This is a genomic window from Vibrio sp. TRT 2004 (assembly GCF_050113735.1).
In the GTDB taxonomy this organism is placed as follows: Bacteria; Pseudomonadota; Gammaproteobacteria; order Enterobacterales; family Vibrionaceae; genus Vibrio.
Genome location: NZ_JBNJOH010000022.1, coordinates 19,679 through 45,647, shown reverse-complemented (window position 1 = coordinate 45,647; position 25,969 = coordinate 19,679). Strand labels below are relative to the sequence as shown.

The 25,969-nt window shown below is 45.1% G+C and carries 19 protein-coding genes; 10 read left to right on the top strand and 9 right to left on the bottom strand.

From position 1 onward, the window contains the following. The first annotated feature begins 10 nt into the window (after positions 1 to 10). Entirely contained in the window at positions 11 to 2,047 is a 2,037-nt protein-coding gene (locus ACQEXR_RS10830; RefSeq protein WP_427020332.1) for an EAL domain-containing protein, read from the top strand. A 66-nt stretch (positions 2,048 to 2,113) separates the two neighbouring features. Here the strand turns inward: ACQEXR_RS10830 and ACQEXR_RS10825 are convergent, their stop codons facing one another. Continuing rightward, the gene (locus ACQEXR_RS10825) at positions 2,114 to 2,455 is read right to left on the bottom strand and encodes an ArsR/SmtB family transcription factor (protein WP_427020331.1); all 342 of its coding nucleotides are present in this window, start codon (positions 2,453 to 2,455) and stop codon (positions 2,114 to 2,116) included. A gap of 165 nt (positions 2,456 to 2,620) precedes the next feature. Here ACQEXR_RS10825 and ACQEXR_RS10820 point away from each other — a divergent pair, with 165 nt between their 5' ends. Next, a complete protein-coding gene (locus tag ACQEXR_RS10820) occupies positions 2,621 to 5,371 on the top strand; it encodes a M16 family metallopeptidase (protein ID WP_427020330.1) in 2,751 nt (916 codons plus the stop codon). Positions 5,372 to 5,403: 32 nt separating this feature from the next. Here ACQEXR_RS10820 and ACQEXR_RS10815 read toward each other — a convergent pair whose 3' ends face one another. From ACQEXR_RS10815 to ACQEXR_RS10795, 5 genes are all read right to left on the bottom strand, one after another. Next, positions 5,404 to 6,021 carry an esterase/lipase family protein gene (locus ACQEXR_RS10815; protein WP_138972599.1) on the bottom strand — a complete coding sequence of 206 codons (618 nt, stop codon included), beginning with the start codon at positions 6,019 to 6,021 and terminating at the stop codon, positions 5,404 to 5,406. 151 nt (positions 6,022 to 6,172) lie between these two features. After that, positions 6,173 to 6,961, bottom strand: coding sequence for a PhzF family phenazine biosynthesis protein (locus ACQEXR_RS10810; protein ID WP_427020329.1), 789 nt, complete (start codon positions 6,959 to 6,961; stop codon positions 6,173 to 6,175). Positions 6,962 to 7,120: 159 nt separating this feature from the next. Further along, positions 7,121 to 9,970 (bottom strand): FAD-binding and (Fe-S)-binding domain-containing protein, encoded by a 2,850-nt coding sequence (locus tag ACQEXR_RS10805; RefSeq protein WP_427020328.1) that lies wholly within the window; start codon positions 9,968 to 9,970, stop codon positions 7,121 to 7,123. 100 nt (positions 9,971 to 10,070) lie between these two features. Then, positions 10,071 to 11,210 (bottom strand): FMN-dependent L-lactate dehydrogenase LldD, encoded by a 1,140-nt coding sequence (gene lldD, locus ACQEXR_RS10800; protein WP_331427282.1) that lies wholly within the window; start codon positions 11,208 to 11,210, stop codon positions 10,071 to 10,073. Positions 11,211 to 11,372: 162 nt separating this feature from the next. Further along, on the bottom strand, positions 11,373 to 13,064 hold the full coding sequence (locus tag ACQEXR_RS10795; protein ID WP_426950213.1) for an L-lactate permease: 1,692 nt from the start codon (positions 13,062 to 13,064) through the stop codon (positions 11,373 to 11,375). A 153-nt stretch (positions 13,065 to 13,217) separates the two neighbouring features. Here ACQEXR_RS10795 and ACQEXR_RS10790 point away from each other — a divergent pair, with 153 nt between their 5' ends. Then, positions 13,218 to 14,117 (top strand): LysR family transcriptional regulator, encoded by a 900-nt coding sequence (locus ACQEXR_RS10790; RefSeq protein WP_138972596.1) that lies wholly within the window; start codon positions 13,218 to 13,220, stop codon positions 14,115 to 14,117. 110 nt (positions 14,118 to 14,227) lie between these two features. After that, positions 14,228 to 14,530 (top strand): hypothetical protein, encoded by a 303-nt coding sequence (locus ACQEXR_RS10785; RefSeq protein ID WP_138972595.1) that lies wholly within the window; start codon positions 14,228 to 14,230, stop codon positions 14,528 to 14,530. 311 nt (positions 14,531 to 14,841) lie between these two features. Here ACQEXR_RS10785 and ACQEXR_RS10780 read toward each other — a convergent pair whose 3' ends face one another. Both ACQEXR_RS10780 and ACQEXR_RS10775 read right to left on the bottom strand, forming a co-directional pair. Then, entirely contained in the window at positions 14,842 to 16,464 is a 1,623-nt protein-coding gene (locus tag ACQEXR_RS10780; protein ID WP_427020327.1) for an ABC transporter ATP-binding protein, read from the bottom strand. Positions 16,465 to 16,477: 13 nt separating this feature from the next. Next, the gene (locus ACQEXR_RS10775) at positions 16,478 to 16,972 is read right to left on the bottom strand and encodes a hypothetical protein (protein ID WP_331428406.1); all 495 of its coding nucleotides are present in this window, start codon (positions 16,970 to 16,972) and stop codon (positions 16,478 to 16,480) included. A gap of 206 nt (positions 16,973 to 17,178) precedes the next feature. Between ACQEXR_RS10775 and ACQEXR_RS10770 the strand changes: the two genes are divergently transcribed. Beyond that, the gene (locus ACQEXR_RS10770) at positions 17,179 to 19,539 is read left to right on the top strand and encodes a Lon protease family protein (protein ID WP_427020326.1); all 2,361 of its coding nucleotides are present in this window, start codon (positions 17,179 to 17,181) and stop codon (positions 19,537 to 19,539) included. Positions 19,540 to 19,587: 48 nt separating this feature from the next. On the opposite strand, the gene ACQEXR_RS10765 is transcribed toward ACQEXR_RS10770, so the two are convergent. Continuing rightward, entirely contained in the window at positions 19,588 to 20,586 is a 999-nt protein-coding gene (locus ACQEXR_RS10765; protein WP_427020325.1) for a 2-hydroxyacid dehydrogenase, read from the bottom strand. Positions 20,587 to 20,754: 168 nt separating this feature from the next. On the opposite strand from ACQEXR_RS10765, the gene ACQEXR_RS10760 reads away from it, so the two are divergent. From ACQEXR_RS10760 to ACQEXR_RS10740, 5 genes are all read left to right on the top strand, one after another. Beyond that, positions 20,755 to 21,222 (top strand): GNAT family N-acetyltransferase, encoded by a 468-nt coding sequence (locus tag ACQEXR_RS10760; RefSeq protein WP_427020324.1) that lies wholly within the window; start codon positions 20,755 to 20,757, stop codon positions 21,220 to 21,222. A 61-nt stretch (positions 21,223 to 21,283) separates the two neighbouring features. Continuing rightward, positions 21,284 to 21,802, top strand: a complete 519-nt coding sequence (locus ACQEXR_RS10755) for an NUDIX hydrolase (protein WP_138972592.1) — start codon at positions 21,284 to 21,286, stop codon at positions 21,800 to 21,802. A 217-nt stretch (positions 21,803 to 22,019) separates the two neighbouring features. Further along, on the top strand, positions 22,020 to 23,834 hold the full coding sequence (locus ACQEXR_RS10750) for an extracellular solute-binding protein (protein ID WP_427020337.1): 1,815 nt from the start codon (positions 22,020 to 22,022) through the stop codon (positions 23,832 to 23,834). An 11-nt stretch (positions 23,835 to 23,845) separates the two neighbouring features. Further along, complete coding sequence (locus ACQEXR_RS10745) at positions 23,846 to 24,934, top strand: microcin C ABC transporter permease YejB (protein ID WP_427020323.1); 1,089 nt, start codon at positions 23,846 to 23,848, stop codon at positions 24,932 to 24,934. Continuing rightward, the gene (locus tag ACQEXR_RS10740; RefSeq protein ID WP_427020322.1) at positions 24,934 to 25,968 is read left to right on the top strand and encodes an ABC transporter permease; all 1,035 of its coding nucleotides are present in this window, start codon (positions 24,934 to 24,936) and stop codon (positions 25,966 to 25,968) included. Before ACQEXR_RS10745 ends, ACQEXR_RS10740 begins: the two co-directional genes overlap by 1 nt. Position 25,969 lies beyond the last annotated feature (1 nt).

Genomic DNA, 25,969 nt, shown 5'->3' with positions numbered 1-25,969 from the left:
AATTTCCTTAATGAAAACCTCTTTTATCTATCGCGTTTTTACCCGATTTTCGGAAAACGCTTATCTGAACGGCTTATGTAATGTCTTTGTGATGTTGCTGCCGGTTTCGCTGCTTTCTGCCTTTGCTATGCTCATTAGTAGTGGTCTGGCGGAGCTTGGTTTTCAATCCCAAGCAAACTATCTGATGTTTATTAGCAAACTTGTGTGGAAGCTCTTTCCAATACTCCTGCTAATTTACTATTCATTTTTTTTAGCGCGTTTACATAACATCTCGCGTACCAATGTTATTACGCCTTCGCTGCTGATCTACGTCATCCTATCTAATGAGTGGGGATTACTTCATACCGGTTCGATTCTACCGGATAACTACCCGCTGGCGATCATTACGCCTCTACTCGTGGCTTTGACGGTAAAGCATTTAACCCGACGAAGAGTCTACATGGAGTCTGACTTACCGAATGTCGTCGATCAGTCGATCAACTTGATATTTGGCACGGTTTTGATTGTGGCCCTCTATGTTTCACTGGGGCATTACCTTGGTGGTGCATTTTATTCAATGTCTTGTGTGAAGGAGCTGGTTCCTACCATTGGTGTTGACTCGTTGCTTGGTGGTCTATGGTATGAGTTAGTACGAAATCTGTTGTGGACAATAGGTATTAACGGCCACATCTTACTCGCGGGTTACAAACAAGAATTGTATCAACTCTCACTAGATAGCTTCACTATGTATCAAATCATGGGAGAGGAACTGCCTATTCTGACCAGCAGTTTCTACGATATCTATGCGGGAATCGGTGGAGCAGGCAATACGCTTAGCTTAGTGTTATGTATGTTGTTGTTCACTAAAAACAAAGGCTATCGCACCTTAGCTGGCGCGACGTTAATTCTGAGTATTTTTAATATCAATGAGCCTGTGTTGTTTGGCTTGCCTGTGATATTTAATCCCGTTCTCATCATTCCATTTTTGATCACACCACTGGTGGCTATTCTAGTTGCTTACACCGCGACATGGATTGGGTTGGTCGCTCCGGTGTCGCAATTTGTTAGCTGGATGACGCCAACCTTGTTTAGTGGCTATCTGGCGACGGATGGCAGCATCAGTGGTGCCATCCTTCAATTTGTCATCATAGTCATCGGCATGATGATTTATCTGCCATTTTTTAAGCAGATGGATCGAGTGTTGGGCAGTCATGCGGTGTTCTCAAAGGGTTCCTCGGATGAGTTTTTCAACTATCAAGAAGTGGGGAATAGCGGTGGTGTGATAGGTTTACTGCCTCATATGAGTGGCAACCTTCTAGCACAAAAGCAGATTAGTGATTTGCAACACGATGGCGAATTTGTTTTGTTCTATCAACCACAGATCGACAATAGCAAACACTGTGTCTCTTCTCTTGAGGTGCTGATTCGACACCGAAGCAAAGATGGTACGATAACGCCACCGACTTTTCTCGCCAATTTCGCTACATTGGGACTGACCTCAGAGTTAGATCTATGGGTTATCCGAAGAGCGTTAAAAGAGGTTGCACCGCTGGCATCCAATAAGACATTCAAGATTTCGATCAACGTCTCTCCAGAAACGTTTCTTGTGCCTAATTTTGCTGAAATAGTGATTGAGCTAATCGAGAATAGCTCCTTGAACTATGAGCAAATTGAACTGGAGATCACTGAGGAACTGCTGATTCAAGATGAGCAGCGAACTTGGAGTGTTTTCACACAGTTGAGAGAGAAAGGCATTAGAATCGCGCTTGATGACTTTGGTTCTGGTTATTCCTCTATTGGTCACTTATGCAAGTATGAATTTGATAAGGTGAAAATTGACCGTTCATTAGTCATCAACTTAAAGCACAAAAACGGTCGAGAGATGTTCCGTTTAACCAGTGAGCTCGTGCGTATTACTGGAGCAGAAATTGTCGTCGAAGGTGTGGAAACACAAGAGGAGTTGGATTTTGTAACTCAACAAGGGATTGCGCTCATTCAGGGTTACTATTTCTACCAGCCAATGCCGTTTGAACAAGTTTGCCAGCAAGTGGTGATCTGCAATCACTGATGTTAGCCTTTACGAAAGGAGCCCTTATGGCTCCTTTGATTTTTTGTGCTATTTCCATCGCAACCGTTAACTAAATACCATACCAAACAGACCAGAGAACTGCGCTAGCTCTGCTTTATTGACGCGATAGCAAACTTTGGGTGGGATAGATTGAGCTGTGATGAAATTTGCCTGCTTCAGGATGCGCAAGTGTTCAGACACGGTTGATTGTGCCAATCCAAGCTCAGACACCAAATCACTATTCAGGCATCCGCCCAGCTTTTCGAGATTAAGTAGAATCTTCACTATTCTTACGCGTGCTGGGTGGGAGAGTGCCTTTGCTTGTGCGGCGAGTTTGAGTTCCTGTGCCAGCTCTTGTTCAGTAGATTTGAAAGCTTGCGCATTGACTTGAGTGCATGAATTAGGCATCTGGACACACTTAAATAGTTAATCGTCGAATTGCGATAAATAATACGCACCTTATCTCAAATCTGCAACTCCATCAGAATATTACATTATTGAGAACGAATTATTTAATATTTCCATTTGCTTAGGATATATTTGGGCTGATTTTAATAATAATGAAGTATGGCTATGAGAATAATATTTTTTGCCCTAGTACTTTTGCTTGTCGGTTGTAGTCAACCTAAAGTTGAGGTTCCAATACAACAAGATCCTCAATGGACAAGCGGACAGCTAGAAAACGGTGTTCGTTTCCACTTATATCCGATGGACGATGAATCTGTGTCGATTCGCATGTTTGTCCATGCGGGTTCAGCTCAAGAGACTGTTCAACAAAAAGGCTACGCGCACTTTTTGGAACACATGGCGTTCAATGGTTCGAAAAACTTCAGCACCAATGACATTGTTAAACTATTCGAAAAGACAGGTTTAACCTTTGGCGCCGATATGAACGCTTATACTTCTTACTATGAGACGGTGTATGAGCTTGACCTACCTGACAATAAAGAGATCGAAACCGCGGTGATGTGGATGCGAGACATCGCGGATGGTTTGTCGCTTTCTCCAAATGAAGTGGAGAAAGAGAAAGGCGTTATTCAAGGTGAGATTCGTCGTTCTAGCCCAGAGCATAAATCGCTGGAAGGTAAGTATTACGATTTTCTAGTCAAGGGAACTCAACTGGATAACATCGACCCAGTTGGAAATCAGCAGTCAGTCGACGGTGCAACACCAGAGTCGATCCGAGCCTTCTACCAGACTTGGTATCAGCCTCAGTCTACAGAAATCATCCTGACAGGTGATATTGAGCTTGAGCAAGCCAAAGCATTGCTGGATAAGTACTTTGGTTCTTGGCAGCAAACGTCAAGCGCTAAACTACAAAGTAAGCAACATACCGAGCTGGTATTACGTGACTTCACCACTGAGGTTGGCGAATTTGATGCTCCAAGCATGAGCCTATTGGTTGAGCGTGGTCCAGCGAGCATCCGTCATCGTGGTCAACTGCATGAACAGTGGCTGGATGAAGTTGCACTACAGCTAGTTTGGAACCGCCTCGATGCTAAGTTCACTGAGCAGGCGGCACCCCTACAAAGTCTCTACTCATCGCCTTATTACCTGAATGAACGACGCTATGCGTTGCTTTCAGTGAGTTTCTCAGCACCGGACAGAGAGCAAGCACAGGCGTTGTTTAGCCAAACTCTCGCATCACTGCGAGACCACGGTGTCAGTGCGCAAGAAATCGAAAGGGTGATGGCTTCGTTTAATCAACTCGCGACTAATGTTGATCATAATTGGCAACAGCAGTCTCCAGTCGACTTCGCTAGTCAAATGGTTAATGTCATTTCACTCGGTGAGTCGACTCAGTCAAAGCAGGACTATAAGCAAAGCTTAGATGAGTTTATCCAGCTAGCTTCGATTGAGCAGATCAATAAGACGCTGAAGGATTTGCTGTCGCAGGACTTTGCTATTGTACTTGGTGCCGATGACACCGCTGCGATTCCTGCACTTGAAAAACAGCTGCCAGAACTGCGTAAGCAAGTTAAACAACCGGGAGTTAAACCCCTTGCTTTAGCGACATCGGTATCACAATTGGCTCAGCCTCAATCAAGCGGTACGATTGCAAATAAACAAATCACAGATACGGGCTTTACCGTTTGGACTCTATCCAATGGGGTTGAGGTGTGGTTTGAACAAGACGCCAATGCCGGTGACAACGTTCAGTTTATTTACGCAAGTGAAGGCGGCACTGCGGCACTCGATCCGAGTTTATACGCAGCGTCAGAGTTAGCAGTGGCTGCGATCTCACGCAGTGGTGTTGGTGAGTTTACTGGCTCCCAGTTTGATGCTTACCTTGGTCGCAACACGATTGAAGTCTATCCATTCATTGGGTTCAGTCATCATGGTATTGAGATAGCCTCACCGAGAGCAAAACTTGCTGATGCGTTTAATGTCATGTTCAACATTGTAACTAACGCTAAAGTAGACAAGCGTCAGGTAGAAACCGTCGCTCGAGAAAGACTAGAGGAACTCAAGTCATACTTAGAGACACCTGTTGGTCAGTGGAATAAATCGATCAACAGTAACGCTTACTTAGCGGATAGTCGCCATCGTATGATCACCGCTCCTCAGCTCGCAATGGTGACAGACGTTGAAGTGCAGAAAGTCTATGAGCAGCTCTATGACTTTAATCGAAATAACAAGCTGGTGGTGATTGGTGATATTCAAGCGGAGGAGCTAGAGCCACTGCTGACTCATTTCATCGGTTCTATTCCTCTTCAGGATGCGCCACAAAGCTCTTATGCCGCTGGCTATCAATTGCAACCAAAGCCGCGTATTGATTTACCGTTAAATAATGAGCAAAACAGTTTCTATCTGTTGCGAGCAACCAACCCAAGTACGGTTGCGAGTAGTGTACGCACGGCATTTATCGATGACATGATCCAACGTCAGTTGTCAAAGCAACTGACCAGCTATGTTAGGGAAGAGCTCAGCCTCGATTATGCGCCAGATGCGTACAGTGTTTCTCAAGACAGGGAACCAAGTACCGATTGGTTTATTGAGGCTCAGGTCGCTCCGAAAGATATCAAAAAGATCGATCAAGCGATAGATAAGGTGATAGATGACATGGTGCAGGGAATCAGTCAGCAAGACTTAGATCTGGTGGCGAAGCAGCTGTCCGTAGCGTTACAACCCCTAGATAATGATCCTGTGCAAAGACTCTGGTTCTATACCCGTTATCTTATCCATGGCTATGGGATAGAGGCATTGACCGATGTTGATGCGATGACGAAGTCTATCACTAAGCCAGAGTTTGAACAGAGGGTTAGCCAGGCCTTCGGTGAAGAGAGTATCAAGACTAAGTACACCCTAACACCGAAACCCTAGCCACAGAAAAGCAGCGAGTCATCGCTGCTTTTTTAATGGATAAACGCATTGTTCGCAATGAAATGATGAATTTGCTGCGGAACCAATGAGGTGTAGATTAGGCTGGTATGACTGCTGCGAATCTCTACATGGTCGGTCATACCTTCTATCTTGGTCTCATCGACGGTGACCGTTCCATCAGACATCATTTTATTATCCATCATCAGTAATGATCGCGCGCCAAGTGGCAGTGTCCCGGCGATGCATCCCAGTTTTTGTGGTTGATTCCACGTTCCTTCGTGTTGCGCCAACCCAAATGATGGTGAGTTTCCGAGGATGGCACTCATCCCCAGTTCTTGAATGCGAGTTACAATGGATGCGCCTTGCATCGGAGAGCCAATGGTGACGACATGTGACACCTGCTGTTGATCAAGTTGGCGAGCTTGTAGGTAGTGCTTAATGATAAGTCCACCTAGACTGTGCCCGACCAGAATATTGGGCATTTGCGTTGAAAGGGCATTATCGATAGCGTTAAAGACTTTATTCTCGTCAATCGCAACAGTGTTGTAAGAGAGAATTTTGGTGCGATAGCCTAAATCACGTAAGCGGTGACTCAAGGGCTGCATGACCATACCATGCATATACAGGCCATGTAAGATTATGATTTTCATAGAACTCCCTGTTACGAGATGTGCTAGATAATCTAACCATTTTCGACCAAGAAAAGCACCTAAAAAATATCAGATTGTGTAAGTATGTGGGGTTGGACGTTGAGATAAATACTGGCAGCTAATTGCGCATTAGCTGCCATAGATCGAAATACTACGAGAAAATCTTTCCGTGAGAGTAAAGGACCGCATAGCCTGACACAATGACCCGATCATCTTCCACATGGCAGTATAAGATCCCCCCTCGTTTAGATGCTTGGTAAGCTTTGAGATTAGGTTTTGCCAATCGTTCAGCCCAAAGTGGTGCCAATCCAGCGTGTATGGAACCCGTAACCGGGTCTTCATCTCCTCCATTGGCAGGCCAGAAATAACGGGAAACAAAATCGTACTCATCTCCGGGAGCGGTTGCGACCACATCGTAGGGAGCCAATTGTGTTAGGTAGTGACTATTGGTTTTGAGATTAATGACGTCTTGTTCATTATCATAGATCGCGAAGTATGCTTGTTGATTTCGTAGGATCTCTGTTGGTGTGATCGAGAGCCCTTCAAGAAGCAGAGAAGGAATCTCTTCTGCGCTAGGCGTGAGTAGAGGAAAAGCCATGCAGATACGACCTGTTAGATCACGATCGACGACGAGCTGGCCGACAGAGGCCGTTTCAAAACGCAGGATTTCACCTGCATTAAAATGATTGAATAACACATAGGCTGTAGCGAGTGTAGCGTGGCCACAAAAATCCACTTCACACAGTGGAGAAAACCAACGAATTTCGTAGTGGTCTTGTGCAATTTGCTTAGTGAAGGCAGTTTCAGAAAGATTATTCTCAGCGGCGATTTTCTGCATTAGCTCTGTATTTGGCCATTCACTAACGGGAACCACAGCAGCAGGATTCCCACTGTATTTTGTTTGCGTGAAAGCATCACATACAAAAATTTCATACTCCATCAACTACTCCTTATTGTCGGCTGATAGGTTCATAATCGAATTTGATTATGAACCTATCGCTGCCTCTAAGTCTGTGTAACAGTGTAGAGTTGAGAGTAAGATCTAAGTGAATGCTACTGAAGTTTCATTCATTATTGTTAAGTTATGTCTAAGCTCTGTTTATTGGGGAGAACTTACCTCATCCACTAAATAGAGTATTGACTGATATGCGATACCACTATGGTGGGACAAACCAATCTCACAGGTTCGACTGTTACTAAATCCACGTTGACACCCCTTTGGAACTTGCGCCTTAAGCGGATGAACCGCCGCTTGATTCAGCTCAGGAGTGGTAAAGCCCTTATCACCAGCCCAACCACAGCAAGATATATGCTCAGGGACGACCACATCGGAAACGCATGTTTTAGCCAGCGTGATCATGTCATTCTCTAACCCCATACGGCGAGAGCTGCACGTGACATGCAACATGACGGTTTCCTGCTTAGGCGTAATGGTGAGGTGGTCCAATAAGTACTTAGTGACGAAGCCCGTTGGCTCTAAGACTTCCAGTGGTTTTGTGAAATGCTCAATACTGCGTTTTGCGCACGGACTGGTATCCATAAGTACTGGGTATTCACCTTCCAAGCTGGCTTTCCAAAGCGCATTCTCAAGTTGCTGCACTTTATTGCGTGCAATGTCGTTCATCCCTTTGCTGTCATAAGGCATACCACAACACTGGTCATTGAGTGATTCTGGGATAATCACTTCAAAACCTGCTTTCTTTATAAGTGACAATGTCACCTCTGTTAATGAACGCTGATCAGCTGCATCACTTTGCTGGCCCATCGTGCGTGATGCGCAGGAGGGTAGGTAGACCACTTTCTTATCCGAACGAACCAGCAGTTCCATCGCTTTATTGATGTTATGTTGATTGGCTTGTGGAGTTTCAGGCAGCCAAACAGGGGTTTTATTGTTGGCTAGCTTACGGACACCGTTGGTTAGGCTTGCCACGCTACTTTCTCCAATCACCTTAACTGCAATTTGATTTGCCTTTAAAGATGCTCGGGTTAGCGCCGTTGTGGTCGCAAAATGATCGGCTGTCCACTTAGCAATAGGGATGAACTTGTTATATTTTGCTGTGCGCAGTTGTTTGACTAAGTCGCCAGTGTTAATCCCTACTGGACAGCGGTCAGCGCATAAACCTGTGGCTGCACATGTATCAATCCCCTGATATTCAAATATCTGTTCCAACTCTGTGGCGGCAGTGTCTTCTCCAACAGCACGTCGTTGCTGCAATTCGCGATAGAGAACAATTCGTTGGCGAGGGGATAGAGTTAGCGTACGTGATGGACAGACGGGTTCACAAAAACCACATTCAATACAGCGATCGACGAGCGGATCAGCGGCAGGCATCGGTTTGAGATTTTCAATGTGTGACTGAGGATTATCATTAATGATGACGCCAGGATTAAGCAATCCTTGAGGATCGAAAAGTGCTTTGATCTTTTGCATCAATTGATAACCAGCCTTGCCCCATTCCAGCTCGACATAGGGAGCCATGTTTCGACCAGTGCCATGTTCCGCTTTGAGAGAACCTTGGTATTTGACAGCGACTAACTCAGCTACATCATCCATGAAATTTCCGTAGCGCGTGATCTCTTGTTGAGAATCAAAGCCTTGGGTAAAGACGAAGTGGAGGTTTCCCTCAAGCGCATGCCCGAATATGATCGCTTCACTGTAGGCATATTTATCAAACAGCGCTTGCAGGTCTCGTACGCCGTTTGCAAGGTTTTCGACTGGGAAAGCAACATCTTCAATAACAACGGTGGTTCCTACCTCTCGCACAGCACCAACTGCTGGGAACATACCTTTACGGATCCCCCATAGCGTAGCAACCGTCTTTGGATCGAGGGTGAATGGTACCGATTCAATGATGTGGTAATCGGATAGAGAATCCATAATTTGTTGGCATTGAGTATCAATGTCCGCTTGGTTACTGGCATGGGTTTCAACCAGTATCGCCGCCGCCTCAAGATCAAGGTGTTGGATAAACTCTGGCATACCAGATTTGTCTGCCACTGAGCGCAATGCTCGACCATCCATCAGTTCAACCGCAGCGACAGGTGTGTGTGATAGCGTCGTGACAGCCTGACAGGCCTCTTCTATATCAGCAAACACCAACAGAGACGACGCTTTAAACTCATGTTCAATGACCGTGTTGTAAGTGATCTCTGCAATAAAGCCCAACGTACCTTCAGAACCGATCATTAAGTGCTCTAGCACCTCAATAGGGTCGTGAAAGTCGACTAAGGCATTCAGAGCATATCCCGTGGTGTTCTTTAAGCGGTATTTGTGCGTGATAAGTTCACGCAACTCTTGGTTGTGATGCGTTTCTTCGACCAGTTGACGCAGACCTTGAATGATATCCGGGCGGGTCGCATGAAACGCACTGATGCTCTCTTTGCACGAGGTATCAAGCAGTGTGCCATCACTAAACACCACTTTAATGGAATCAATGGTACGGTAAGAGTTTTGTGCGGTACCGCAACACATGCCACTCGCATTATTTGCCGCAATACCACCAATTTTGCAGGTATTGATTGACGCAGGATCAGGGCCAATTTTGCGCTTGAAAGGAGCGAGGTATTTGTTTGCATCTGCACCGATAACACCCGGTTGGAGCAAGATTTTATTGCCATTATCAATGATCTTATGCCCACGCCAATCATCCGTTAAGGTGATCAGTACAGAGTCAGAGACGGCTTGACCAGATAAGCTGGTGCCAGCGGCACGAAAGGTAAAATGAATGTTCATTTCACGGCAGCACTGAATGGTATAAATCACTTCATCGAGTGTTTTTAGGCGTAATACGATGCGTGGAACAAGGCGATAAAAACTGGCATCAGTACCGTAAGCGAGACGTTTAGCGTGTTGAGTAATGATGCGTTGTGGATCAATTTCAACCGCTAGCATAGATTCTAACTGTTGATATAGGCCATCGCTATCAGACGGGTGAGTTTGGTTTGACATGTTGGCTTCCTTGTACATGCTGATGTCAATATTGTTGTTTTCTTTTCAGCAGGTTAAAGGTGCCACAGACAAAGGATTTTGGCTATGACACCTATCGTCATTATTTGATGTTGACCAATGAATCGCGACTGAGATCCTGAATGCTTTTGGCTCCAGTCAGAGTCATTGCGACGCGCATCTCTTTCTCGTACAGATCAAGTAGGTTTTCGACACCCGCTTGACCTTGTGCAGCTAGTGCATAGACAAAAGAGCGACCAAGCAATGTACAATCCGCGCCGAGTGCCAACATACGGACGACATCAAGACCTGTTCGTATACCCGAATCCACAAAGATTTTCAGGTCACCTTTAACCGCATCTGCGATGGTCGGCAAGGCTTTCGCGGTAGAGAGAACACCATCTAACTGACGACCACCATGGTTAGAGACAACAATCCCATCGGCACCAAACGTCACCGCATCCTTAGCGTCTTGTTCATCGAGAATCCCTTTAATCACCATCGGACCATCCCAAAAGTCTCGAATCCACTCTAAATCTTTCCAACAGATTGACGGATCGAAGTTGTCACCAAGCCAGCCAATATAATCTTCAAGTTTGGTTGGTTCACCACGGTAGGTAGAGATGTTGCCAAGATCGTGCGGTTTGCCCAATAAGCCGACATCAAATGCCCAGCTAGGGTGGCGCATTGCCTGAAAAACACGACGCGCCGCTGCATTTGGACCACTCATACCCGAGTGCATGTCACGGTAGCGTGCCCCTGGAACTGGCATATCAACCGTAAATACTAACGTCGTTACACCAGCGGCTTTGGCACGCTCTAGTACGTTTTTCATAAAGCCGCGATCTTTTAGTACATACAACTGGAACCACATCGGACGTTGAATTGCTGGGGCAACTTCTTCGATAGGGCACACCGAGACTGTCGACATGGTAAATGGGATACCTTTGTTGGCTGCGGCTTTTGCTGCCTGAACTTCACCGCGACGTGCATACATCCCCGTCAGACCAACAGGAGCAAGGGCAATTGGCAAGGCTAATTTCTCGCCAAAAATTTCGGTATCGAGACTTAGGTCAGACATATTGTTGAGCACACGCTGCTTTAACGCTATATCAGCAAGATCTTCGGTATTCTTGCGTAGGGTGTGTTCGCCATAAGAACCGCCATCAATATAATGGAAAAGAAACGGAGGCAGCTTGGATTTCGCAGCAGCACGATAGTCAGTTGAGGCAGAGATAATCATAAAGTCATTCCTATTAATCTTGTTGCAGCACCCTTTCTCTGAAGGGTTAGTGTGGTCGACATCTAAGTAAGGTGGCGTTAATACTCGTGAATTTGCTAGCGTTTTCACACTGGCAGGGGTCTTGTCAGGGAGAGTTGAGTATTAACGCCTTAGATCAATGAGTTAGTGCATTAGTGCATCAGTGATACGTAGGCCATATATGGCGACAAGACCAATGATGCCTGTGACAACTAAATAATAAATGGTTGGGAGAATCGTCTTACGCAATGTGGCGCCCTCGCGCCCGAGCAAACCCACGGTGGCAGAAGCCGCGACGACGTTGTGAATAGCAATCATGTTACCCGCTGCGGCGCCGACAGCTTGAAGTGCAACGACAACCGCACTAGAGATAGTCAAGGTTTGGGCTACTTCAAACTGAAACTGGCTAAACATCATGTTGGAGACGGTATTTGAGCCTGCGATAAAGGCACCAAGAGCCCCCACAGTCGCACTTAATGCTGGGAAAGCATCACCGACTAGACCCGCCGCAAAATTAGCAGTGGTGACGGGCATACTCGCTAAATCCGCGCCATTGACACCTGAGTTGATGAAGATACGCACCATAGGAATAGTGAATACAAGCACGAAACCCGCACCGATAAGGGTTTTACTTGACTCACCGAAGGCTTTAGCAAGCGGAGCCGCATTGCGTGATTGGAGTAATACTGCAATGAGGGCAACGAATACTAAGATACCGCCGGGTAGGTAAAGTGGCTGAATCGCTGTGCTTACCCCAGTCTCACCAAGAATATTACTAAATGAGAGGTTGACAGAAACGAGCAGTGCTTTGAAGTCTGCGCTAACACGGCTTGCCACTAAAATCACCGCGAGCAGAACATAAGGTAGCCAAGCTAGCGCTATGCTCATTGGTTTTGCTGTGTTCTCTTTTAGATCCATCTTCAGTGAACCTAGCCATTCAGCCGGCCATTTTGCTTCTTCTTCAAAATCCCATGTGGTTTTTGGAACTAAGAAGCCACGCTTTGCTGCGGAAACCACAATGGCAAGGCCCACCAAGCCACCAATAAGGGAAGGGAATTCTGCACCAAGGAAAACTCCTGTTAGCGCGTATGGTACGGTAAACGAGAGACCGGCAAAGATAGCAAACGGCAAGATATCAAGGCCTTCACTCCAACGACGGTTTTTACCAAAGAAGCGCGTTAGCATCACCGCCATCAGAACAGGCATCAAGGTACCCACTCCCGCATGAATTAATGCCACGCTTGAGGTGATTTGTTGTAAATAAGCATCCCAAGTCGAGCCATTTGCTAGCAGCGCTTGGCTAATGTTGTGCGTATCTAGGCCTTTATTCACGCCTACGATAATTGGTGTTCCCACTGCACCAAAAGAGACAGGTGTCGATTGAATCATCATGCCCATTAACACCGCAGCAAGAGCAGGGAAGCCAATTGCGACAAGTAATGGCGCAGCGATGGCGGCTGGAGTACCAAACCCTGAAGCGCCCTCAATAAAAGAACCAAAGCACCAAGCAATGATGATGGCTTGTACACGGCGGTCTGGAGATATATTGGTGAAACCGTTACGAATCGTTGAAATCGCGCCCGTATGTTTCAGCGTGTTTAGCAAGAATATTGCACCAAACACGATCCATAAAACGGAGACGGTGATACCCAGTCCTTGAAGTACAGAGGCGAGTACACGTGTGGTGGTCATGTCCCATGCGAAAAGCGCAATGACGACAGTTAGACCAAATGCCACGGGCATGGCGCGTTTTGCAGGCCAGTTGAGGCCCACCAGTAAAATGGCTGCCACCACAATTGGTGAGAAAGCCACGAGAGCTAGTATTGTTTCACTCATTGGTACGTCCTTTACATTCTCAATAAGGGCCTTCGCAGCCTCTTAGATTTTATATTTGTGATGATTTTGTTAATCGCTGGTGAATTTACCCCTTTATTTTTTGTTTATATAGGGAAATAATGAAAATAATTAATTCCAAAAGTGACATAATCAATGCGTGCAGATGACTTAATCCTGTTTTCTCAGGTCGTAGAATTGGGTAGCTTCAGTAAGGTTGCTGATATAAATAACCTTACAAACTCAGTAGTTAGCAAAAGAATCGCCAGATTAGAGGAAGAACTAGGTGTTCAGCTATTGTACCGAACAACGCGCAAATTAACGCTCACAGAAGCGGGTAAGGCGTTAACCAATGGTGCCAAAAATGTGAAACAGGCCGCGCAAGAGGCTATGGATGCAGTTTCAGGCTTTGGCGAAAATATCAGCGGACATATCAAAATGTCTGTCCCCTCTATCTCTGGCGACCTGATTTTGGCCGACGCGGTCGCAGAGTTTTGCAACTTGCATCCGGGGTTAACGGTAGATATGTCACTTGATAATCGCTTCGTTGATCTTGTTGAAGGGGGGTATGACTTAGTTATTCGAACGGGCTATTTAGAAGATTCGTCATTAATCGCACGCCACATCTTAGATTCACAATGGGTAGTTTGTGCGTCACCGTCTTACATTGCTCGTAATGGCAAGCCTATCAAACCGCAAGATCTCACTCGGCATAATTGTTTTCAATACGCCTATCAAACGACCGGAGCGAGTGAGTGGGAGTTTAAGGCTCAGGATGACAATTATATTGTGAGAGTCAGTGGTAGTTTCTCAACGGATAACGCGACTGCACTTCGAAAAGCAGCGTTAGGTGGGCATGGTATCGCTTACGTACCTAGGTGCTTAGTGTATCACGATATACGTAACGGACAGCTAGTTGATCTGTTCCCCGAACAAGTCGGAAAGAGATTGGGTATTTATGCTGTTTACCCGTTTACCCGACAGCCCCCTAATAAAGTAAAGTTGTTAATAGAACATATTCGAACTCGATATTTGGCTATCTCACACTATTTCTAAATACATGCGCCTGCTTTTGTACGAAAAGTAGGATTTTTTTCTGATAGATTGCATCATTATTCATACACCCATTAATATGGTGGCTACATGATTATTTTCTGGGGGCGTTTATGGATGATGTATTTAAGGCTCAACTGTCAGATAAAACTGATAGCGAAATTAAAAAGTACCGAGGAGAAGTTGTTTCTGAATATATTTCCTCAGAAAGAGTCGACTGGAAAAACAAGAAGTTTGTACTTGAACAGCAGAAAATTATCGATGAAATGCTTAACAGCGCCCCTACTAGTGATTTAGCTTTATCGATGATTTTATCAGAACTTACTACCAAACTCTCACTGTTACACACGTCTCTATCTGAGCTGAAGAAGCTGCAAGAGCAAGCGATTGAGTTGAGGGGGCAAGATGAAGACTGATGATATTGATGACAAAGTGTTATTGCTATATGAAGTTGTCGAACGAGCATTGAAAAATAATATTGAGTCCAAACGGCAGCCCGTCAAACACGAAATTAGACGGAAAATAGAACGCTTTCATGAAGAACTAGCACAGAGAAACGATATTGACTTTAATTGATTGGTGTTCGTTATATTTAGAAGTGTTCATCGAGGTATGAAAAAAATAAGACTCATAAACGTTGGGCTACTCGATTTCTTATACGTCAATAAAAACGCCGCCGCATCCTTGCGTCGGCTTTTCGTCGGCGGCCAAACCGAATTATTTTAGTTTAGGCAGCATGAGTTGAATCTTCCAGTTCAAAAGAGGCGGCAATTAACTTCTTGGTGTATTCGCTTTGAGGGTAATGGAAAATTTCCTCTACACTGCCATGTTCCATCACTGTGCCTTTTTGTATTACCAACACGCGGTCGGCTAACGCTTTTACAACACTCAAGTCATGGCTAATGAAGATAAAGCCTATGTTGTGCTTTTGCTGTAAGTCTTTGAGCAAATCAATCACTGTTAACTGAACGGAACGGTCTAACGCTGATGTTGGCTCATCGAGCAGAATGAATGAAGGCTCAAGAATTAGCGCACGAGCGATGGCGATGCGTTGCCTTTGACCACCGGAAAACTCATGTGGATATCGGTTGATAGAGTGTGGATCGAGGCGAACTTCTTCAAGTGCTTTTCGAGCGCGTGCCATTCGCTGGCGTTTCGTTAATTGTGGCTGATGGACAGTGAGCGCCTCGGTAATAATATCTCCAACTGTCATGCGGGGCGAAAGTGAACCATAAGGATCCTGAAAGACCATTTGAACCTCCTTTTTCAGTTCAAATCGTTCTTGACGTGAAAGCTGATTCACATCTCGACCCTTAAATTCAATATGGCCCGTTGAAGGGAGTAGGCCAATCAATGCTCGACCAAGTGTCGATTTACCAGAGCCGGATTCACCGACGATGCCCAGCGTTTCTCCTTGTTTAAGCTCGAGGGAAACCCCTTTAACGGCTTCAAAATATTCAGCCCGACTAGGAATAAAATGATTTTTGATCAGAAATTTGACTCGGATGTCATCGGCTTTGAGTAGCATTGGTGCATCCTGCTCGATCGGTTCCTTGTGGCCTTTAGGAATGGAATCAATCAGCATTTGAGTGTAGGCGTGCTGAGGATTGGTAAACAACTCGCCACAAACCCCTTGTTCAACCACGTCACCCTTGCACATCACGATCACTCGGTCAGCCAAATGCTTAACAACGCCGAGATCATGGGTAATGAACAAGATAGACATCCCCATTTTTTGCTGAATTTCCTTAATCAAGTTGAGAACTTCAGCTTGAACCGTCACATCGAGCGCAGTTGTTGGTTCGTCGGCGATAAGTATGTCGGGCTCGTTAATCAACGCCATCGCAATCATGATGCGTTGGAGTTGGCCGCCGGAAAACTCATGTGGATACTTTTTATACGCTTGCTGAGGGTTGGGTAAGTGAACTAAATCAAACAGTTCGAGGACTTTTTCTTTAGCCTGAGAGCGACTGACGCTTCGATGACAGAGTATGGCTTCAGCAACTTGAATACCAACACGCATAAATGGGTTAAGTGACGTCATTGGTTCCTGAAAAATCATGCCAATTCGATCTCCCCGAATGTCCTGCATATCTTGCTCAGACTTATCGAGCAACTGCTGATTCTCGAACACAATGCTGGACTGGGAGTGAACTAAAGCATTCTTTGGCAGCAACTGCGTTACAGCGTTGGTTGAAACGGATTTCCCACTACCGGATTCACCCACAATCGCAAGAGTTTCGCCTTGAAATAAGTCAAAGCTGATGTTTTTTACCGCATCAACCATCCCATCGTTGGTGGTGAAGCTAACTGACAGGTTACGAACCTCAAGAATCGGCATCATGGACATTATAATTTCCTTATTAATTAATGCAGTAAGCGCTTTCCATCGCGGTGTTGTGCTGTTTCAGTGTCGAGAAATAGTGGTGTGCTCTTTGTACATGCTCAAACTCCAGCATCCATTGAGCGCTGCGCTGAGCACTGCAAAATGCGCCTATGTGACGCAATAGGTCTTCACACTGAATCTGGATGATGTGTTGAGTGGCGTAAACCAGTTCAAAAGACTCGATAGAGACAAACTGAAGGTGAGCATAAGTCTGGTTGAGGAGATCAAACGCTTGTTGATGCTGCCCCATCTTGTTGAGAATCTCTGACTGCGAGACTGCGGCATCTCTTAATCCAGTGATTAAGCAACTAAACTGACAGGGTTTAGTGTCTTCACTCCCCAACGCGTTTTGCAGGTGTGATGGTAAATGAGTGAGGACGATTTCATAAAGGTAGTGGGCTTCTGGCCAGTGTCCTTGCTCTAGCAATTGTTGTGCTTTTAGATAATGCGTCCAGCATTGCTGCAAATCCATGTCTAAATACTCCGCAGTCAGTAATAAGTTTAGCATTTAAATACAACTCATTAACGAATGCAAATAATTATCATTTAATTGTCTGTTTTGTATCTCGAATGGCGAAAAAATAAGCACTTAGACATGAATTAGTTGTAAGTCACTAAATTATAAATGAATCTAGCCTAAACTAGATTTTATAAAATCATAACAATAAGGATAGAGTGATGACGATTCAAAGACTTGAAGCCAATCAGCTATATCTACACGCTGAGTTAGAAAAATTGCAAAGCAAGTCGACAAAAGAGTTGGCGCCTATCGATGAGATTGTAGGTCAGGAGAGAGCTCAAAAAGCCGTCGAATTCGCGATGTCGATAAAAGAAAAGGGCTATAACATCTATGCTATTGGCCAAAATGGTTTAGGTAAGAGAACGATGATTTTGCGTTATCTTAACCGCCATCAGCATGATGAAAGCGCTTTGTTCGATTGGTGTTATGTCGCCAATTTTGAGGACATTCGTACACCACGTGTCCTTAAACTGCCATGCGGTGTAGGTAGCAAACTCAAGCATGATATCGAAAAACTGATGTCTAAGCTGGTCAATGCTATGCCATTAGCGTTTGACAATGAACTCTATTACAGCCGGGCTGATAAGTTGAAGAATCAGCTTGCAGCAAAGCAGGAAGCAGAACTAGAAGTTATCACCAAAGATGCCAAAGCCAAGGGCATTAGCTTGACCATCACGACTCAGGGTGATTATCAGTTTGTGGCGATGAACGGTGAAGAGCTTCACAACGAAGAGAGTTTTGATGCGCTGAGCAAGAAAGAGCAAGAGTATTTTGGTGAGACCATCGACGAGCTTGAGGTCAAATTAAGAACTATGGCTCGTCAGCTCACTGAATGGGAAGAAGCGTACACGGAAAAGATTAAGAAGCTCAACGATGAAGTGACTCTCGATGTGATTACCCACTTCATCAAACAGTTGAAGAAGGACTATTCTGGTTATCCGGCGATCAAGAGTTACTTAACCGAACTTCAGCAAGATATTGTTGAAAACGCGGATATTTTCCTAGAACAGAGCGCTGAGCAAGGGGAAGTTGCGAGTGCCTCTTTGGATAAGAAATTACCACGTCGATACAAGGTTAATGTTCTAGTAAGCCGCAAGAGTAGCGAATTTCCTATTGTGGTAGAAGAGAACCCTAACTATCACACCCTGTTTGGTTACATTGAAACGGCAACCTTCAAAGGAACGGTTTTCACAGATTTCTCACTTATTCGTCCGGGCAGCCTGCATAAGGCAAACGGTGGTGTGTTGCTAATGGATGCACAAAAAGTGCTAGAGCAACCCTATGTTTGGGATGGATTAAAACGCGCATTGCGGGCTCGTCAGCTAAGTTTTACATCATTAGAGAAAGAGGTGACACTGACAGGTACCGTCTCTTTGGATCCGGAACCAATACCGCTTGATGTTAAAATCATTCTGTTTGGCGACTACCGTACTTATCAGTTGCTACAACATTATGATCCGGAGTTCAGTGAGCTATTTCGTGTAACGGCAGACTTTGAAGATGAGATGAAACGCGATGCGGATTCTGAACTTCAGTATGCACGTTTTATCTCTAGTGTGGTTAATGATAATGGCATGCTTCACTGCGACCGTAAGGCGATTGCTCGCATCATTGAACATAGCTCTAGACTGGCGGGCGATCAGACTAAAATTTCGCTGCATTCGGCCAATATTGCTAATTTGCTGCGTGAATCGAACTATGTCGCGAAACAGGCTAATTCGAACATGATTCGTTCAAGCCACGTCGAAGAGGCACTGGCGAATCAGGAGTTGCGCATTAGTCGTTTGAAAGACAGTGTAATGGAAAGCTTTATCAACGGTACAACCTTGATTCACACTGAAGGTGTGGCAGTGGGGCAGGTGAATGCCTTGTCGGTGCTGAGCACCAGTGAGTATATGTTTGGTGCGCCAAACAGAATCACCGCCACGACCTGCTACGGTGACGGCGAAGTGATAGATATTGAACGCAGCGTTGATCTCGGCGGAAGCATACACTCAAAAGGCGTTATGATCCTGACCGCTTATCTGTCCTCTGTCTTTGGCAAAACGGCGAAAGTACCATTGAGTACCACCATTACTTTTGAGCAATCATATGGTGGCGTTGATGGCGATAGCGCGAGTATGGCGGAGTTTTGTGCGGTGGTATCGGCTTTCTCCAAACAACCTAACCGGCAGGATATCGCCATTACTGGCTCAATGAACCAGTTTGGTGAGTCTCAGCCTATTGGTGGTGTAAACGAAAAGATCGAAGGTTTCTTTGATGTATGTACCATCAAAGGACGTAGCAATCAGCAGGGTGTGATTATCCCTCGCTCTAACATGCATAACTTGATGCTGCGACCTGATATCGTCAAGGCGGTAGAACGAGGTGAATTCCACATCTGGGCGATAGACCATGTCACTGAGGCAATAGAACTGTTTACTGGCAAGCCAGCTGGTGAACCGAGTGATGAGGGCAGTTACCCAATAGATACCATTTTTGGTATCGCACAGGCGAAAATCAATGCATTGCGTAAGTAAATAACGACAAGAAAGAGCCCACAAATGGGCTCTTTCGTTTAGATGGGTTTAAAGTTCAATCACTTCATTACCTGAGGCAACGCCTTTCGCGAATGCGTCAATATTTCCCAGTGTTGTTTCGGCAATATTGCCAAGGGCTTCATGAGTCAAGAATGCCTGGTGACCAGTGAAAAGTACGTTATGGCATGCAGATAAACGGCGGAAGACATCGTCAACAATGACGTCATTCGATTTGTCTTGGAAGAAGAGTTCCTTCTCATGCTCGTAAACGTCGAGACCTAATGCCCCAATTCGTCCACGTTTTAATGCTTCAACCGCTGCCGCTGAATCGAGTAACCCCCCACGGCTGGTGTTGACGATCATCACGCCGTCTTTCATCTGTTCGAATGCCGTTTCATCCAACAGATGGTAGTTGTCTTGCGACATTGGGCAGTGGAGGGTAATCACATCACTGTTTGCAAACAGTTCCTCCTTAGAGCAATAGGTCGCACCGAGTGCCAAAGCAAGTGGGTTTTCATAAGGGTCATGGCAGAGAATCTTCATACCAAGTCCTTTTAAGATCCGCATTGTTGCTATGCCAATTTTACCAGTGCCAATAACCCCCACTGTTTTGCCATAGAAGTTAAAACCCACTAGGCCTTCAAGATTAAAGTTCGCGTCGCGGGTTCGCTGGTAAGCTTTGTGGAAACGACGGTTGAGACTCATCATCAGACCAACGGTGTGTTCGGCTACGGACTCAGGGGAGTAGGCAGGTACACGCACCACTTGGATGCCCAACTCTTTGGCTCGATTCAAGTCGACGCGATCGAAGCCAGCACAGCGCATCGCCACCACTTCGACCCCTTGTTGAGCGAGCACTTCTAATACTTGTGACGATAAGTCGTCATTAACAAAGGCACAGACTACTTGGCTTCCATGAGCCATTTTGGCTGTTTTTACCGTCAGAGGAAACTCATGGAAATGGAGGTTAAATCCATACTCCTCATTAACTTTGGAAAATGAAATTTCATCATAGGACTTAGAACTAAAAACGGCGACATCTATCATTTGGAAAACCTCTCAAAAGAGAAAAGGAGAGTAACAGCGCTTATTGAATACCTAATTCACATGAAAATAAACCACGAATTTTCTAGGGGATTTGTTTGCTTGCTAAATGATTTAAATGGTTGATATATATAGTTTGAATGGATAGATATAGTGGAAGCGAGAGAGTAAATGATCCAACTAGCCCCGATGAAAAGCAGTGATTTGGAACAAGTGATGAACCTGAGGATAGAGAAAGAGCAGCTTCCTTATGTCGGCACTATTGAAGAAATATTACTTAATGCAGATGACAAGGTTCATCCCCATTTAGTTTGGCGACAAGAGAAGGTCGTTGGTATTTTTCTCATTGATACCACTTATGGGCAAAATTACGATTTTTCACCCTCTGATGCCGTTGGATTTCGCGCATTTTTAATCGATAGTGGTTCTCAGGGCAAGGGAATTGGCGGTAAGTCGATGTCGAAGTTGGCTGGATATCTCAGTGAACAATATCCTAATTTTGGCGCTGTTTATCTAACCGTTAACTGCAAAAATACGCTAGCGTACCAGTGCTATGTTAACAATGGTTTCAAGGATAGCCATCAATTATATCTGGGCGGCGCTGCGGGGCCACAGCACATAATGTTCATGCCTCTATAGGGGTTATGTCGGCAGACTACTGGTGTTAGAATCAGGGCAAACTTTCAGTTGTAGTAAATTTATGAGACACCTCAAGACCACGATTCATCCTGACATAGACCATTTGGATGGCAAGATTATCTATAAGCGTAACGCTGCCCGAGCTATCGTGATTGATGGCGAAGACATACTCCTACTATACACCGAGCGTTATCATGACTATACCATCCCTGGAGGTGGTCTTGACGAAGGCGAAGATGTCATTGCTGGTATGGTTCGAGAACTCGAAGAAGAGACTGGCGCACAGAACATTCATGCCATCAAACCGTTCGGCATCTATGAAGAGTTTCGTCCTTGGCATAAAGAGGATGCGGACATCGTTCATATGATTTCACATTGCTACAGTTGCAAAATTGACCGCCAGTTAGGCGAAACCAATTACGAAGATTATGAAATCAATAATGGCATGAAAGCTGTGTGGAAAAATATTCACGACGCTATCGCTCACAACGAGAAGACAATGGCCGAAAGCCCTAAAAAGGGCTTGAGTATTGAACGAGAAACTTTCTTACTTCACTTAATCGTCAAAGAAATGCTTTAGGCTCATCTGCCAAGGCCTGCACATGCAGGCTTTTTTAGGCGCTGAAAAGTTGTCTCTCTTGTTAGCTATTAGTGAGTTAATATGATGCGCATTCAATTTAGCACACAGAATTCTCATATTCTTTCTATACTTATCCAAGTAATTGAATTATTAATACTAATTAATATTATAGTAAACACAGCGATTCGGATAACGACTAAGGGATTAGTATATGAAGATGTTGATGCGCTTCGTACTAGGTGGACTGGTTGCCACAACAGCGAGCTTTGGATCTTATGCCAAAATAATCGAAACCACGACGCTAGTGGGATTTGGAGAAGCGAAATACGCGGAAGACTTTAAGCACTTTGATTATGTTAATCCGGATGCGCCCAAATATGGCAAAGTGACCTATGGTCAAGTCGGAACTTACGATAACTTCAATCGCTTTGCGTCGAGAGGCGTACCCGCAGCCGCCAGTGGCGAGCTGTACGACACTTTAATGTTTTCTCCTAGTGATGAGATTGACTCATACTACCCATTGATCGCACAAAAAGTTCGTTACTCCGATGACTACAGCTGGCTTGAGTTAGATATTAACCCAGCAGCTCGTTTTCATGATGGCAAGCCAATTACCGCTCATGACGTCGCGTTTACGTTCGATAAGTTCATGTCCGAAGGCGTCCCTCAGTACCGTATTTACTACCAAGAGATTAAATCCGTTACGGCAAAAGATGATTTAACAGTCAGGATCGAAATGGCGACGCCAAATCGTGAAAAGATGTTCAGTTTTGCTCAGGGCACTCGTGTATTGCCTAAACACTTCTGGAGTGACAAGAACTTATCAGAGCCGCTATCTACCCCTCCAGTGGGCAGTGCAGCATACAAAATTACCGATTACAAATCAGGCCAGAGTGTCACTTACAGTTTAGTTGATGACTATTGGGCCGCTGATCTTCCCGTCAGCGTTGGGCGCAAAAACTTTAAACAGGTCCAATATGATTACTACCGAGACGACACGGTTATGCTTGAGGCATTTAAAGCGGGGGAGTTTGATTTTCGATTAGAGTCCTCGGCTAAGTTTTGGGCTAACTCCTACACGGGTGTCAACTTTGATAAAGGGTACATTACCAAGCAAGAAATCCTTCATCAAAAACCAGAGAGCACTCAAGCATTTGTATTTAACACTCAACGTGACGTATTTCGTGACCCTAGAGTTCGCGAGGCGCTTAACTACGCGATGGACTTTGAGTGGATGAACAAGAACATGTTCTACAGCCAATACAGTCGCACACGCAGTTATTTCCAAAATACGGATTATGAAGCGAAAGGTGTACCTTCCGAAGCCGAGCAGAAGATACTTGCTCCGTTTAAAGATAAGTTGCCTGAACGTGTCTTCACTGAAGAATATCAGCCACCAGTGACCGATGGTTCTGGTCGTATTAGGACTCAGATGCGGATGGCTTTTACGCTACTCAAAGAAGCGGGATGGGAACTAAAAAACAAGGTTATGACGAACTCAGAAACGGGGCAGCCTATGGCCTTTGAGTTGCTGATCTACAGTCCAACCACGGAACGAATTGCGATACCAGTCCAAAAAAACTTACAGAGTATGGGTATCGATATGAAAATACGTACCGTCGATACCACCCAATACATTAAGCGACTTCGTGACCGTGACTTTGATATGGTGTCCTCATCTTACAGTGCTAACCCATATCCAAGCCCGAATCTGATGATTGTGTGGAACTCGAACTACATCGACTCGACGTATAACACCGCTGGTGTCACCGACCCTGTGGTGGATTTCCTTACAATGGAAATCGCTAAAAATCAGCAGAATTCAGAGGGGTTACTCCCTCTAGGTCGAGCCTTGGATCGTGTGCTGCAATGGAACTTTTACATCATCCCCCAGTGGTATGTGAGCAAGTATCGAGTGGCGATGTGGGACAAGTTTGAACGTCCAGAGATCTTACCTAAGTATGATTTAGGTGTTGATACTTGGTGGGTATCAGAGTCTAAAGCGGCTTTGCTACCTGAAAAACGTCGATAGATGAGGGAATAATGGCAGCGTATATATTCAGACGTTTGTTGCTGGTGATCCCCACGCTTTGGGCGATCATTACTATTAATTTTTTTATCATACAAATTGCTCCCGGCGGTCCTGTCGAACAGGCAATAGCTCAACTAGAAGGGCACTCTTCAGGCATTATGGAACGCTTCTCAGGCGGCGGAAATGAAGTGGAACTCAGTGTCGGCGATGAAGCGGGGGCTACCGGATACAAAGGCTCTAGAGGCTTAGACCCTGAAGTCGTCGAAGCCCTAAAAAAACAGTTCGGCTTTGATAAACCGATCCATGAGCGTTACTTTGATATGCTCAAAAACTACGCTACGTTCAATTTTGGTGAAAGTTTGTTTAAGGGCGGTAATGTCATTGACCTAATTGTCGAAAGGCTACCCGTTTCGATATCGTTAGGCTTATGGAGTACGTTGATTATCTATTTAATCTCCATTCCTCTTGGTGTTCTTAAAGCGATTCATCATGGTAGCCGTTTTGATATTTGGTCGAGTGCTGTTGTTATTATCGGCTATGCGATACCGGGATTTTTGTTTGCGATCATTTTGATTATCCTATTTGCCAGCGGCAATTACTTTAGCTGGTTTCCACTGCGAGGACTGGTATCGAGTAACTTCGATCAACTGACATGGTATCAACAGATTGCTGATTACTTTTGGCATTTGGCCTTACCTATCTTCGCTATGGTGATAGGTGGTTTTGCCACCTTGAGCATGCTAACTAAAAACTCGTTTCTTGATGAAATCAACAAGCAATATGTGGTGACAGCACGTGCAAAGGGTCTCGATGAGCGTGACATCCTTTATAAACATGTCTTTCGCAACGCTATGTTGATCATCATCGCGGGTTTTCCTGCTGCTTTTATCAATATTTTCTTTACTGGGTCGATGCTGATTGAAGTCATGTTTTCGTTGGAAGGGATTGGTTTGCTTGGCTTTGAATCGACCATTCAACGGGACTATCCAGTTGTATTCAGCTCACTGTACATAATGACATTGCTTGGTCTTGTGCTGAGCATCATCTCTGATTTGACCTATACCTGGGTTGACCCACGAATTGATTTTGAGGCACGTTGATGTTTCGTCGTAGTAAGAACCCGCTAAATCAGGCGCGATGGCAAAGATTTAAGGCCAATAAACGTGGCTTCTGGTCGATGTGGATATTCACAGCGCTATTTGTGATCAGCTTATTGGCTGAAGTCATTGCCAATGACAAGCCCTTGCTGGTGGAGTACAACAACCAGTGGTATTTGCCGATCGTCAATCAATATGCTGAAACTGAATTTGGCGGAGAGTTTGAAACCGAAGCCGATTATACCGACCCCTATGTGATCGAATTGATTGAGGATAATGGCTATATTGTCTGGCCGTTGATTCGATTTAGCTACGATACTATCAATTTCAATATTGATGGTAGTGTGCCTTCAGCACCTGATAGCGTTAACTGGCTTGGAACCGATGACAAAGGACGAGATGTCCTTGCGCGTGTGATATATGGCTTTCGCATTTCGGTGTTGTTTGGATTTGTATTAACGATCGTTTCAAGCATCATTGGTGTTGCGGTCGGGGCAACTCAGGGATATTACGGCGGTTGGCTCGACCTATTTGGTCAACGTTTTATCGAAGTTTGGTCAGGCATGCCGACCTTATTTCTACTGATTATTCTCTCAAGCTTTGTTGAACCGAATTTCTGGTGGTTGTTAGGCATCATGGTGGCTTTCAGTTGGATGAGTTTGGTTGGTGTCGTGAGGGCGGAGTTTCTGCGTTGCCGCAATTTTGATTATGTTCGCGCTGCGCAGGCGATGGGTGTCGATGATAAACGTATCATGCTCCGTCATATGTTACCCAATGCTATGGTCGCCTCGCTAACCATGATGCCGTTTATTCTTTCTGGTTCAGTCACGACACTCACCTCGCTCGATTTTTTGGGATTTGGGTTACCGGCAGGCTCTCCTTCGCTGGGGGAGCTGCTTGCACAGGGTAAGGCAAACCTGCAAGCGCCGTGGCTTGGCTTTTCTGCATTCTTTGTATTGTCTGTGATGCTAACCCTGCTTGTTTTCATTGGCGAAGCAGTACGTGATGCCTTTGACCCTCACCATCAAGGAAGGTAAC

What these genes read in the sequence shown, in the direction of transcription:
- ACQEXR_RS10830 (WP_427020332.1), top strand. Translation starts at nt 11, where the DNA reads ATGAAAACCTCTTTTATCTATCGCGTTTTTACCCGATTTTCGGAAAAC.
- ACQEXR_RS10825 (WP_427020331.1), bottom strand. Translation starts at nt 2,455, where the DNA reads ATGCCTAATTCATGCACTCAAGTCAATGCGCAAGCTTTCAAATCTACT.
- ACQEXR_RS10820 (WP_427020330.1), top strand. Translation starts at nt 2,621, where the DNA reads ATGAGAATAATATTTTTTGCCCTAGTACTTTTGCTTGTCGGTTGTAGT.
- ACQEXR_RS10815 (WP_138972599.1), bottom strand. Translation starts at nt 6,021, where the DNA reads ATGAAAATCATAATCTTACATGGCCTGTATATGCATGGTATGGTCATG.
- ACQEXR_RS10810 (WP_427020329.1), bottom strand. Translation starts at nt 6,961, where the DNA reads ATGGAGTATGAAATTTTTGTATGTGATGCTTTCACGCAAACAAAATAC.
- ACQEXR_RS10805 (WP_427020328.1), bottom strand. Translation starts at nt 9,970, where the DNA reads ATGTCAAACCAAACTCACCCGTCTGATAGCGATGGCCTATATCAACAG.
- lldD (WP_331427282.1), bottom strand. Translation starts at nt 11,210, where the DNA reads ATGATTATCTCTGCCTCAACTGACTATCGTGCTGCTGCGAAATCCAAG.
- ACQEXR_RS10795 (WP_426950213.1), bottom strand. Translation starts at nt 13,064, where the DNA reads ATGAGTGAAACAATACTAGCTCTCGTGGCTTTCTCACCAATTGTGGTG.
- ACQEXR_RS10790 (WP_138972596.1), top strand. Translation starts at nt 13,218, where the DNA reads ATGCGTGCAGATGACTTAATCCTGTTTTCTCAGGTCGTAGAATTGGGT.
- ACQEXR_RS10785 (WP_138972595.1), top strand. Translation starts at nt 14,228, where the DNA reads ATGGATGATGTATTTAAGGCTCAACTGTCAGATAAAACTGATAGCGAA.
- ACQEXR_RS10780 (WP_427020327.1), bottom strand. Translation starts at nt 16,464, where the DNA reads ATGTCCATGATGCCGATTCTTGAGGTTCGTAACCTGTCAGTTAGCTTC.
- ACQEXR_RS10775 (WP_331428406.1), bottom strand. Translation starts at nt 16,972, where the DNA reads ATGGATTTGCAGCAATGCTGGACGCATTATCTAAAAGCACAACAATTG.
- ACQEXR_RS10770 (WP_427020326.1), top strand. Translation starts at nt 17,179, where the DNA reads ATGACGATTCAAAGACTTGAAGCCAATCAGCTATATCTACACGCTGAG.
- ACQEXR_RS10765 (WP_427020325.1), bottom strand. Translation starts at nt 20,586, where the DNA reads ATGATAGATGTCGCCGTTTTTAGTTCTAAGTCCTATGATGAAATTTCA.
- ACQEXR_RS10760 (WP_427020324.1), top strand. Translation starts at nt 20,755, where the DNA reads ATGATCCAACTAGCCCCGATGAAAAGCAGTGATTTGGAACAAGTGATG.
- ACQEXR_RS10755 (WP_138972592.1), top strand. Translation starts at nt 21,284, where the DNA reads ATGAGACACCTCAAGACCACGATTCATCCTGACATAGACCATTTGGAT.
- ACQEXR_RS10750 (WP_427020337.1), top strand. Translation starts at nt 22,020, where the DNA reads ATGTTGATGCGCTTCGTACTAGGTGGACTGGTTGCCACAACAGCGAGC.
- ACQEXR_RS10745 (WP_427020323.1), top strand. Translation starts at nt 23,846, where the DNA reads ATGGCAGCGTATATATTCAGACGTTTGTTGCTGGTGATCCCCACGCTT.
- ACQEXR_RS10740 (WP_427020322.1), top strand. Translation starts at nt 24,934, where the DNA reads ATGTTTCGTCGTAGTAAGAACCCGCTAAATCAGGCGCGATGGCAAAGA.